This window comes from Bacillus sp. NEAU-Y102, from assembly GCF_054788175.1.
Genome location: NZ_JBTWFK010000007.1, coordinates 114202 through 127064 on the forward strand (window position 1 = coordinate 114202; position 12863 = coordinate 127064).

Consider the following 12863-nt stretch of genomic DNA (forward strand, 5'->3'; position numbering starts at 1 on the left):
CAATCTTGCAGGGAGCAAGATACAGACTCATCAAGAACAAGCATGGAAGGTGGGTATTGACAATTGAATATAGAAAGCAAGCGGAAACAGGTAAAGCCGTCTAGTACATTGAAGTCTTGCGTGGTTAAAGTGTTAGCAACTACGGTACTGCTCGGGTCGTTACTACCTACGTATGGAGCGCATGTCTACGCAGAGCCGGATAAAAACGGGGATGCAGGTAAGCAACAAAACGTAGGTAATGAGGTAAAAAAGGATGACGACAAAGATGGTACGAAAACGCCAGAAGGTAAAGGTAATAATAACGTTTTCGACACAGCCAATCAATCGTATGTTGAGCCTTTCAAGAAAGCCACGGGTTATAAACTTGGGATGCAGTATGCGGTAACGTATAACATTTTAAGTAGCCAGTACGGTGATGGTTCTAAGTATAGCGGACTTTTCCGTGGGGATAAGAGTTCTGTGTCCGGGTCTTGGTCAGAAACGTTTGCACTACCGCAGGGTAATAGTGATTTAGCAGTCAGTAAATTCGGAGGTAAGAATTTATATGACGAGGTTACAAGTGGCGGTGTAAGGGATGGTTCTTTTGAAGAACACGATAAGAATCAAGATACGGGTAACGACAAATCGAAAGAGTTGGAAAAGTTAGCAGAACCACTTGCGGATAAGATGGCAGAGCGTTATGCATCTGTTATTAACTACTACTTAGGGGCTAGCGAGTCTTACATGACACAAGCATCTGAAATAGATGGTTGGGGTTGGACTTCTGACCAACGTGGTATGAAGGTTAAGTGGTACGATATGGGTTCTCGAGGTAGCAACCATGCGGAAGGTAAGTACGAGAAGAAGCTAAAAGAGGTTATTAAACCGAAATTAGTGGAAGACCTTAAGAACATAACCAAAAAAGAGGACATCGTAAAACCGAACGGTGCGGGGTTAACGCTTGAGAAGGTTGTAGGTGGTAAAGGGTATATTGAGGCTTTCCGTGAAAAGAACACCGATAAGTCTGTAAAGAAAGGCTATAAAGGCTTAGGGGGTCAAGGTTGGTATAACCCTCGTGATAAGAGGTATTTATACACGGTAGAAGTCGGTGATATGTCCAAAGAGAAAACGAAAAGCGAGATTGATAGCTACGTTCGATTTATTTCCGAGCCTACACATGGTACAACGCAAGGAGCGAATTACCGAGCGGACTTAGGTAAAAAGTTTACCGAGGCTTCCCAAGAAGCTTATGACAGGCTCAATAAGAGTGACTTAGATAAGTACCTTAAAGTGCTTGCAGAAAAAGCGAAAGATGGGGACAAGTTTAAGGAGCAAACGGGAGATTACAGTGTTATGGGTTGGATGCCACTTGTTGTAGGTTATCAAAAAACCGATATCACAGAATCAAACGGAGAGGCTTGGTATGATGCGAGTGGCGGTTACTTAAAGGCAATCGAGAAATTCGATGGGAGTAAACTATCTGGTACGTCATTGCAAACGAAATCGGGCAGTCCACGTGCGGTAAGGCTTTATGACTTGTATGCAAATAAGAAAATTTCACCAGTCTTTATTTATAATACTGAGAAATATAAAAATAAGGCAGTAAGTGTGCAAGCAGGTAAAGCGGGTCGGTTCTCGGATAGTTCTCCGGGTGAATATATCGGGGCTAAAGGCTCATCTGAGTTCAATCTGACGTGGAACGTTATTGATATGGTATCTAATGCCGAAAAGCCTACGTTCGAGGTGGCAAAGCCGGAAAAAGGTAACTGGTACGGCGAGGGGTTAATGAAAGCAATTACAGCTAACCCTGGAGAAATCAAGAACCTGAAAACGGAGTCTGACGATACAGTTGGTATTGATAACTACGGTAACGTTATTGTAGGTAATACAGGGGCTGTGTTGATTCCGTATTGGCAAAACTACTTGTTCCTTGGAAAACTGGGAGATAAGTCGTCTTCATACGTTTCTTCACCGATTTATAACAACAAAGGGGCATCGAAAATCAAAGATGCGCTGAAAGATTACTTAGGTGAAGCAGGTGGATTCTCTTCATTAGAGAAGAAAGCAAACGTAGATAAAGTAGATGCTTCTTTACGTGATAAGGTAAAAGCGGTACAAAGCGCATTACCGGATGGCGGTCAAATCAGTTTTGAAAAAATGAACGAGTTTATGCAGGGTAAAACACTTGATAACAACCAAGATACGATTCGTGCGTTAGCGATGATTATCACTGCTGATACATCGGATGCAGTAAAGAGTTGGAACGGAAAGTTTATGGAAGATGCTGAGAAATCTAAGGAGCTTTACATGGACTTAGGTACGGGCGGATTCAATACTTCTGGTACTTCTTCTGATGGTACGGCTGATAAAAACAAGTGGGATGCGGCATCTCTTATCCAACGTATCGGAATGTTACTAGATATCGGTTTCTATGAGTTAATCCGATTAACGCTAGCAAGTTGGGTTGTTAGTTTGTATAACTCATCATTCATCGGGTATTCCATTAATGCTATTTTCCATACGTCTACAATCGCAGATACGGCGATGTGGGGAGATATAATGGGTTCAATTTCGCTGCTGCTTATCGGATTTATGTCCGTTTACATGATATTTATGGCGTTCAAAGTGTTTAGAAGAACGATGACGGCTAAAGATTTTGCGAAGCAGTTTGTGTTGGTGACTCTCATTATTTTAATACCTGCAATGGTGTATAGTCCGTTAATCAAATATGCGATTAACGAACCTGCAAATGTAGTTATTGGGAAGCAGCTACGTCAAACTTCTCTATTAGATACATGGCTTGCAATGGAGACAAAAGAGCGTAAACGTGATGAAATGTATGTGAAATTATTTGGTGGTACTGACCAATTGCGGGATAGAAGCCAAGATTACATCGTATATTTCTACACAACAAAGCATCGTCACGGTTTCGATATTGATACAGTGAAGGATGAAGAGTTAACGTTTAAGGATAAACTTAGCAAGCAGGTTGTAAATGATGGGGGTACTTGGAATAAGAAAGACTTGGTTAAAGTAGGTATTAGTATTTTCGACTTGTTTGATTGGGCTGAGGCTCGTTATAACAAGAAAACCGAAGATAAATTATTTAACTGGGTTGAAACGAACAAGAATAAAAAAGGTGAGTACAACGGTGTAGGTGGCTATACGGAGTATCACATTGATACAAGCTCTAAATTTGGAAAACAGGCTGAGACAAACGGAATTAAGAATGCAAAAGGTATCGATATTACCGCTTCTGAGCTGTATTTACGTATCGTAAATAATACGAAGGATAAAGGGGTGCTTGATAGCTTAAACGGTCTATATAAGGTGGCAAGCGCTCTTAGAGACCCTGTGCAGGGAAGTCCAATTACTGAAGAAGAACGTGAAGCGTTACTTCGTGACCTGTCTATGACAAAGGCGAGCAGACATGCAGCGTATGGTATGGAAGGGAATCCATTCTCTCCAAAAGCTGAGAAGTTAATGAATGAAAACGGAATTAACAAATCCGAAGAGGATATGTTAGGTATCGGGTCATTGGTTAATGAATTAGCACCTTATCGTGATATGCAGACAACAACGCTCGATAGGGATATTTACAATGTAAACCGTGAGTTACTTAACGATTACATGACTACGTACTCTATCGTTCGAGATAACATGAATAACCCTGCGGGGTCGTTCAAAGATGCGGAAATCCGTATGATAACACTGTCTGAGTTCTTTAAAGTCAACGGCGTTCTAGACTTACATGGCTTCCCACGTAACTACGAGGGACAAACAATTTCGTTTGATAGTTATGTACGTATGGCGTTTGTACCGATGTATTTCTTCGACTTAGAGAATCAAGACATTGATAATGTAGCACAGTATCTATCATTACGTGAGAATCCGTTAGTGTTATTTGTATTCTTAGTGGCGTTATTCGCATTGCTTGTGTTCGGTATGACGTACCTTGTAGTGTTCTACTTCGGTATGATGCTAGTTATGGTTATCGCATTTGTGAAAAACTATGTGATTCGATTCAATCGTGATAATAAATCATGGCTTGGGGCGCTCGTCATAATCGGAACATTCGGGTTAGCGAAACTAGGGTTATTGAGTTTATGGTATGCGATGACGTACTTCATGAACTACTCAACAGCTAAGGCTGAAGGGTTAACGTATCCATACACACTTATCCATTCGTTAATTATTTCGGTTTATATCTTCATTGTTATGAAGTTTGTCTTTATGAAGCTGTTTAAAGCGGTTATTAAAGATAAAGGAAATTTAGGTGGAGAAATATTCTCAAATGGTATTAATAAAATGGCAGGTAACTTACGTGGTCGTTTCGGTGGAGCTACAAGAGGTGTTTCTCATGGCGCAATGAGAGCTGCAGGAGGTTTAGGTAGTGCAATTAAGCGTACGCTTGGGCGTGAAGGAGCTGCGGGTAAACTTGCAGGTGCAGGTTTAAGTAAGCTAGGAGGTAAAAGTCTTGGCTTAGGTAAGCGTTTAGGAAGACGTACAGCGGGTGCATTATTTGGTAAGTCGTTGTCTAAAATGAATATCGTTGGGGCAAGAGATACAATTGTCAAAAAGCTGCAGGATGCAGGTTCAAGCTTGAAAACTGGGTTTAACGATAGCAAGGCAGGAAGACTACTTAAATATATGACCGGGGCTGATGGCGGAGCGTTTACGGCTGTTATGCAAGATTACTATAATATCGATGAAAACGAGTCAGATGTGTCTGGAGGTAAACAGAAAGAGGCAGGAGTTGTTGCTTCTGGTGGTGCAAGCTATACAACAGTAGCGCTCGATACGGTAGAACAGGCACAGAAGATGGTGGATTATCTACAATCCCAAGGAGTTAAGGCAGTACAAGATATGTCTACGGTTTCATTTGATACAACGGGTCTAAATTTACAAAAAGCAGGCGTACGTAAAGAACTATTTAAAGGGTTACTGGATAGCACAGTAGATGAGCTTGAAAATCTACCAAAACCAAAAGATGTTTACGGATTAACGTCATTGAATTACAGTACGTATACAGATGACAACGGTCGTAAAATAGATGGATACAAAGTAGATTTAGGTCAGGATGGGTTATCTAATGAGTCATTCTCAAATCTTGTAAACTCTCAATACTTCCAAGATAACTTCAAAGTGTTAAAAGTACCGCAACGTGATGCACAAGGTAATTATTTACCGGGTACGGCTGAATTAGAGTACATCGGTAAGCGTAACGGTAAAAAAGCAATGAAGAAGCTATTTAAAGAAGATGCTAGAATCCGTGAGGAGAATGGTGTAGAGGAGCGTAAAACTAGTAAACTATCTACTGGTTTAGAGGTGGGTGAAGGCTCACAAGATTTACTTAACGAAATAGATAATTTACTTGTTCAAGGGATGAAACGTCAAAACGGAAGAATCCTTTACGATAACCGAAATAAATACCACCGAAAAGCGATAGAGGAGATTAGAGATACGGCGTTATCTGGTTTCAATGAGATTCGTGAGAATAACGTAGATATGGCACAGAAATTAAGTGCTTATGTCGTAGATGGCGACAACCACGGATTTAACACAGGACACTTCTCAACGCAATCTGAGGGTTCTGACGCTATGTTTGAGCGCTTAGGTGTAGAAGCCAATACACATTTCGATAAAGTATTTACGGGAGCAGGTAACAGTGCTGCTGAAAATAAAGAGGTACTGGAGGGGTTACTGTCTCTTATCAATTTAGATGGGCAAGATATTGGGGAGTTTGCTAGAGCGAAGGCAGAGCTTACACAACGAGCAAATGAGCGCATCCTTACTGATGAGTCTGGGGTTGCGGATTATGCAAAAGGTGTGGCGAGTCTTACAACTTATGCTACAAAAGTAGGTTTACAAGGTGATTTCACTTCATTAGAAGATGAGTATGTACAACTAAACGAGGCAAGAGAAAACAACACGGTTAGTGATGATACGTACAATCGCAAAGCAAAAGAAATATTTGAAGCTATGCAGAGTGTAATGGAGACTACGGGTCACCTAGAAGGATTTGCTTCTGATAAGTTAGGAAGCTCAGTAAGTTCTAACGATAGAGATGCGTTAACTAAGTTTAGAGGGGTTAAAGAACATCTTGTTACAGATAAGCAGGTAGATGCGGATATGTTAACAAAGGTTGATATCAGTCGCTTAGGGGAGTTAGAAAGCATCCTCGGACAAATTAAAGATATCAAAGCGAACCAAGATGGAGTACTTACAATCTTATCTAGAGGAAACGGTGTTAGCCAAAAAGGTATTGAGAATATCTTAAGGAGATATGGCAACATAAGCTGAAATTAAGTAAGGAAGTTCGAAAGCGAACTTCCTTATTTTTTATGTTTAGGCGATAGTAGATAAACAAGATAGGTACATCGGTTAGGAGTTGATACATTGGGATTTTTTGATGACAAAGAGAAGATGTTTGTACCGTTAAGTATCGATAACGTAGACACGGAGAGGAATAGCTACTTCGCTTCTAATAAGAAGATGGTGGGTGTGTTCTTCGCTATCCTACCTTATGTCGGACTTCTGTCTATATTTATGAAGCTAGGGGCAGGGATAATTCCTATTGTGGTTATGACAGGGATTTACTTGTTTATCTTTTCATTCTTCATTAGGTATTGGGTGTTTGAGGAAGTACGGCTAAGGAAGATGGTACAGGAAAAGGATGACAACGTAATAAGTGGTGTCAGTCATTTCTGGGGAACTGATAAAGTAGGTAGCGGCGAGCGTGATGACGGGTTGATTTACTACCAACGTGAGGGCGCAAAGCTAAAACGAGGGTTAGTGGTTTACTTTGATAGACGCTCAAATGTTGGAGTACCAGAAGGTCATTACGAGCAGTACCGTAAAACAAAGAATGAATTTTTACGGGAATTGTATACAAGGGGTATGGACTTTCAGTGGTACGAGGTACAAAGAAAGCCTGAAATGTCTAAGACACTCACACGTTATGCAGATATTTTAAATGATGAGCCACGAGAAGCAATGAGAATGTTGGCTAAACTTCAGTTAAATATCAACTCCATGTACACGATGGATGCGGAGCAGCGGTATGTAGACTATATTGTGGTCACAAATACTAGATTCGTAACTATGAAACGATTTAAGAAGATGCTAAACGATATCCTAACTTTAACGTTAAAGTCAAACGGGTACTTGGGAGATGTAAAAATCTGCAGCAAGGAAGAAGTAGATAAGTTCTACGAGACAATTTATATGCTAAATTCCTTTAACAGTAGTTACATTCGTAAGTCGGTTGACATGCAGCCGTTTAACAAGTTTGCGAAGCTTAAACGTCTTATTGGTGAGGATGGTCAAGCAATACCGATTGAACTTCTTGATGAGTTAGAGCTTTCAACTGGCGGTAAATCTCTTGAGGAGATTAGCCAAGCCGAAGAAAGAAAAGAGAAAGCTATTGAAAATGTACGTCTTAAGCAGTATAAGAACGAACTTGAGACTGCGAAGAAAATTCGAATGTCTAACGAAATTACAACGGATGAGTACGATAAATTGGTTGCTGAGATTGAGTATAAATACAGTCCTGACAACTATGAGCCTGACTTGGATAAGAAAAAGCGTGAACAGGCACGGGCAGATGAACTAGAGAAACGCCAAAGAATAAAAGAAGAGCGTGAGGCTCTCAAAAAAGAAGATGTACCTGATAAAAATTGGCATCAACATAAACAAGGCATGGAAGTAGTAGTGGTTAAAGATACAGAACCGAATAAAATCGATAATCCGGATGTTTTTGGCGATTACGATGATGACGATGAAGATTTGGAGTCATTCAATAAATAATGGGCAAGCCTTCGGGCTTGCTTTCATTTTAGGAGGATGGAATATGTGGGTTTTATTAGGTGGAAGGTTAGCGAAATCTATTGCAAATGAGGTGAGCAAGGTTTCGGGAGAGATGATAACTGGAGTGGAGTATGTAGATGATGTTTTATTTACACTAGAAACAAGAGGTAAGGATGCATTTACTGGGGTAAAGGGTTTCATTGTATTGGATACGTCATTATCGACTCTTAAGAACTGGGATGTGGTACGGAAATTGGCTAATGAACATATGAATAAGCCAGTGCATGTGGTGAGTCGATTCCCAGAGCTTACACCAAGTTCTGATAGTTTTGGTTCGAATGTGGTTGTAGAAGCGACAAATAAGGTGACTGTGGATGGGTTGGCATATTTAATGCAGGCTGATGCAGCACAGGTGTCTTAAAAATACATACATCGGTAGATACGAAGCAAAAAGACGAACATAGGAGTGAAGATGATGAAGAATTTCGGTATTGTAGCAGGATTACAGAGTGAGGCGTTAGCAAGTCAGATGGTGTCTGCGTACCCAGACATTGAATTTACAAAGGCTTGGGGGGACTTAAGAGAGCTAAAGAACGATGTGGCTAAAGGAGACCGTGAAGCGCTTGGTGATATCGAGGGGATTTTGGTACTTGATTGGGGGATGACTAACCCAGATACGGAGGATGAGTTCTCTCATATTGTATTCGTTCAGAATATGTTTAACGCTAAGAAGTTTTTCGGGACATATCTCTTCTTCTGTACAAAGCGAGTAGATTTATACAAACGATTAGACCAACATTTCATGGAGATGCCGGATGCAAAATACGATGGGACAAAGATTGATTTAGTACATGAATATGATATTGATAAACTTCATAAATTATTGTCCTTCCCATATGCGGTACTGCAAAAAGGAGCGAAAGAGTTAGATATTCGTAGGGAGGAACAACGTAAAGCAGCGCAGACCATTCTAGATACAAGACGATTCTATACGTTAATGGGACGCAAGGAGGAAATTAACTCGCAACAACGCAGGTTAGATGCAGAGGAACGAGTAATTGATGCGGAGCTGTTGAAGTTTACGCAGGAACGCTTAGACAGAAACTTAGATATGGCGGCTAGGGACTTTGATGCAGGTGTGAAGAAGCACCCAGAGGCAGTGTTGCTAGAGCCAGAAGAGATTGAAGAGGTTGTGAAACAAGAGATAGAGCCTAAGAAAAAACGAAACTTATTCTTTAGGTAATTAGGAAGATGTGTAAGAAAAAGAAATGAGGGGTGAGACCGTGTCTATTTACGGGTTAGTGGCAGGTAAAAATTCGGATGCGTATGCAAATGCGTTAACAAAAGCAAACACGATGTTGGAGTTTCCTAAGACTTGGAGAACGACAGTTGATTTGAAAGATAGTTTATTGCGTGGCGGCGGGATGTCTATTAGTAATTATACTGCTGTGTTAGTGCTTGATTCTGGTTTCCGTAACGGTGAAGATGCACAGGTTATGGCTGAGGACTTTGTGGCGCTACAGGATGTGTTTCAATCACAGTCTATTCATGGTACAAAGCTGTATTTAATTACAAAGAATAGTAATCTATATCGAATGCTTGAGGGTTCGGTAAACGGCGTAAGCGGTACGTATTACGATGACGTTGAAATCTTTGTCACGAAGAGGGATGTCAAATCTAAGATGATTGTGGATACCTTACAGGGTGCGCATGACGGTAAGGGGTTATATAACCGTGAGGCTAAGAAAGTTAGTCGTGAGGAGCGGTTAGAAAAAGAAAGTGAAGAGTTTATTGAAGATGCTAGAAGTGTAAGTAAAGAAGTCCTGCAGTACGGGGTAGATACACCGGTTAGTGAATTGTCGGATAACGATTATATTGATAGCGATAAAAATCAGCGCCAAGTAGAAGTGGAAAAGAGAATGGCTGCTGAGAGGGAAAAGGTAAAAGAACGTCAACGCAAAGAGTTAGAGCGATTAAACGAGAAGGAAAAGAAGCAGATTGAGGCAGCGAAGGGTAGAAAAAACCCGACGTTAAACCGATTAGGTCTATCAAAAGAGGATAAAGAGTTCTTAGAAAAGGAAAAAGGAACGCAACCTATCGACTTAGGTAAGACTGAGGCGCAGGTGCAAGAGCCAAACGTTCCCACATACCGTCCACAAACTCCGACTGAGGGTCAGAAAGGCGAGGTAGGTAAATCAATCCACATTTCAAACAAAGACGTCCGTGTGGGCGTTCCTAGCGCCCAGAGGTTGCGAGAACTATTTCAAACGGCAGTAAAAAGTGATTCGTATATCTCTGAGGATAAATTAGCTTCGGATGAGGGGATTATTTCGTTCATTGGGGCTAACAACTCTGGGTGTTCGGGGTTAGTGGCAAATGTGGCAGATATGTACGCTATGGTAGGTCGTAAAGTGTTAGTGGTTGATTTAGATATTAACAAACGTACGCAAACCTTATATTTTAAAAACTACGAGAGGGCGGTACGTGAACATAAGGGAATCAGTAGTTCGTTACTAAAGGTGGCGCAGGGCGGTGAGATTGAAAACGCTGCGGTTTCTGTAACATCTCGAGTAGATGTACTGAGTGTATCTCGTGACGACGTAGTGGATGAGGCATGGGCGGATACAATTGGAGCGGAGTTAGGTACATTCCTAGCGGATGCGAAAGAAGTCTATGATGTGGTATTAATTGATATCCCGTTACGAAATTTAGGGTACTACTCGAGGTATCTAGGGGTTGTAGATAAGAACGTATTTGTAGTAGAAAATACGATGCTTGCAATTGAGGACTTTTTTGCAATTACATTGGCTAAATTTTATAGCAAAGATAAGTTGATGTTAGGGGAGTTAATTAGTAAATCGTCGGTTATCTTGAACAAATATAAGCGTGGACGTAGAGATGAAGAAGGGTACGAGTTAACGCACAAACAAGTGAAGAAGATGCTTGAGAGTGCAGGGAGTCCGTACGATAAAATGATGGTAGCCGGAGAGATTCCGTACTACGAAAACTGGGAAGAGCAGTTCTTTACAGGTGTGCGATATATTTGGAAGGACGATATCTCCTTACGTGTCTTTAAAAGTATCTTTACAAAAGCAATAGTGTAGGAGGGGTTTCCGTTGGAGGTAGCTGAGAAACAAGTAAACAAAGGTTATTTTCCGGATAATGAACCAATATGGTTATTCACAGATAAACTAGTAATCAAGCAGGAAATCGAGGACGGGTTAAACCGTCCTGTTATGCTGATTCGTACGCCGGATGACTTCGTAATGAAGTTAGATGACGTACGGAGTGGCGGTAATGCCTATGCTTCGGTTATCCTTACCGATTCTATGCCACCTGATATTGTGGCTAACTTTTCAACGTTAGTAAGAGCCTTAAAGACGTTAAAAGGAATCAGAGTCGTTGAGGTAGGTATCGATAAGGTGTTTGAGGATGCCAAAAGGTTTGGTACAATCCGAGCGATGTTAAAGTTTGCACAAGATGACAGACGAGAAGGTCAGATTCGTAACCTAGATACAACGGATACAACAAAAGACCTTATCCTGGGGTTAGAGGTTGACTTAAACGCCGCAAAAGGAAAAATAGCTAAATTAGAGGAAGAAAAAGCGGAGGTAGTGGCTAAGGATAAAGAGAAGCTGCAGCTTCTTATGGATATGAAGGGTCAAATTGAGAATGAGTTGATGCCTGACCTCGAGAAGTATAAAGAGGAGTGTGTAGCATTAACGGAGAAAGTGAAAAAGTTGGAGTTAGACCTAGATATTGAGGTAGAGAAGACCAACCATTATGTGCGAGAAAAAGATGCTATATTGCGTGAAAAACAAGAGCTAGAATTTAAGCTAAAAGGTCAGGAACGGTACTATGCGGGTAGGGATGAAGAACGTAAGAGGTTAGAGAAGAAACTTGAAGGATTCAAACGAGACCTTGCAAAATTAGAGGAAGAAAAGTTGCAGATTATACGTAGTCGAGTAGACGAGGAAGTATACGCAATGAATGTAAAAGAGTTAGATGCAGCGAGGGAAAGTATACGAGACTTAGAGGAAAAACTTACGGATGTACAAATAGAGTTATCTAGCAAGTCTATAGAGATTAGCAAGAAAAACAGTGAAATTGCTGAGTTACGTAAGGGTAGTGACGTACTAAGTGAGGTGGGAGTCTCCATGTTGTTAGATAACTGTACGCTTGAACGCACAGATGTGGTGTACATTAAAGTATTTAACGAGCTGCCGTACCACAGATTGGCAATTAAGATGCTGTTTGATATGTTATCGGAACGAGTACACGGATTAAGTCACCTTATGATATTGAAGGTAGATGAGGGGCTAGACAACAAGTATTTCAAAGGAGTACCAATTGTAGGTCAGATAGGTGATGTGAAGCCTGAGGATAGGGTATTTCGTCTATTCCCGAGTCGCTCTATGTTTACTGGTTACGAGAGATTCTCACGTAATGTAGATTTACTGGTTGTTGTGGACTATACGCAGAACGATAACTACTACGTGAAATCAAACGCCAGAGAGACATACATAACAATGGTTCAGCGTTCTCGATACGTCCGTGAATTTGGGTTAAAGGGTATACCGTTATCGTTAGATGATGATTCTATTTTCGATATTAAGTGGGATAGTCGAATTGTGAGTTCTAGCGTACAAGAAAATCGTCATGGAACATTGAGAATAAAAGTAGAAGATTGGATAAATAGATTGGGTTATGCGGGAAGGTAAGAAGGGTTAATTTCACCCTTCTTTTTCTTTATAAATCGGAAGCTTTAATTGACTAAAATATAATAAAATGGTATACTTATAGTATAGAAAAGCACAGGAGGTTGTTGCAAATATGGGAAGACAACAAAGCGAAGGGTATGTGATGGGTCATATACGAATGCAGACTGCAGCGGGTTGGTACATCGGGAGTATCGAGTTCTTAAACGGTGAGGCATCTCCTTGGGATAAAGACGAATTTAGCTGTTATTATCCAAACGAAAGTAAGTTACAGCAGGACTATCCAAGGTCTATGGGTATGGAAGAAGCGTTTAACAGGGCTGAAAGAATAGGAAAATATAAACCAGAATAGGTGGA

7 protein-coding genes are annotated in these 12863 nt (G+C 40.8%); all 7 read left to right on the forward strand.

Annotated elements, in window-relative coordinates; all coding sequences use genetic code 11:
* The first annotated feature begins 63 nt into the window (after positions 1 to 63).
* The 7 genes from ACYFX0_RS18830 to ACYFX0_RS18860 all read left to right on the forward strand — a co-directional run bounded on the left by ACYFX0_RS18830 (position 64) and on the right by ACYFX0_RS18860 (position 12858).
* Positions 64 to 6282, forward strand: coding sequence for a hypothetical protein (locus tag ACYFX0_RS18830; protein ID WP_460271314.1), 6219 nt, complete (start codon positions 64 to 66; stop codon positions 6280 to 6282).
* A gap of 96 nt (positions 6283 to 6378) precedes the next feature.
* Positions 6379 to 7788 (forward strand): hypothetical protein, encoded by a 1410-nt coding sequence (locus ACYFX0_RS18835; RefSeq protein WP_460271315.1) that lies wholly within the window; start codon positions 6379 to 6381, stop codon positions 7786 to 7788.
* Positions 7789 to 7831: 43 nt separating this feature from the next.
* Entirely contained in the window at positions 7832 to 8209 is a 378-nt protein-coding gene (locus tag ACYFX0_RS18840) for a hypothetical protein (protein ID WP_460271317.1), read from the forward strand.
* A gap of 54 nt (positions 8210 to 8263) precedes the next feature.
* Positions 8264 to 9031: a hypothetical protein gene (locus ACYFX0_RS18845; RefSeq protein ID WP_460271319.1), complete on the forward strand. Its 768-nt coding sequence runs from the start codon at positions 8264 to 8266 to the stop codon at positions 9029 to 9031.
* Between the two features lie 40 nt (positions 9032 to 9071).
* Complete coding sequence (locus tag ACYFX0_RS18850; RefSeq protein WP_460271320.1) at positions 9072 to 10892, forward strand: hypothetical protein; 1821 nt, start codon at positions 9072 to 9074, stop codon at positions 10890 to 10892.
* Between the two features lie 12 nt (positions 10893 to 10904).
* Positions 10905 to 12509, forward strand: a complete 1605-nt coding sequence (locus ACYFX0_RS18855) for a hypothetical protein (protein WP_460271321.1) — start codon at positions 10905 to 10907, stop codon at positions 12507 to 12509.
* A gap of 112 nt (positions 12510 to 12621) precedes the next feature.
* Complete coding sequence (locus ACYFX0_RS18860) at positions 12622 to 12858, forward strand: hypothetical protein (protein WP_460271323.1); 237 nt, start codon at positions 12622 to 12624, stop codon at positions 12856 to 12858.
* Positions 12859 to 12863: the final 5 nt, after the last annotated feature.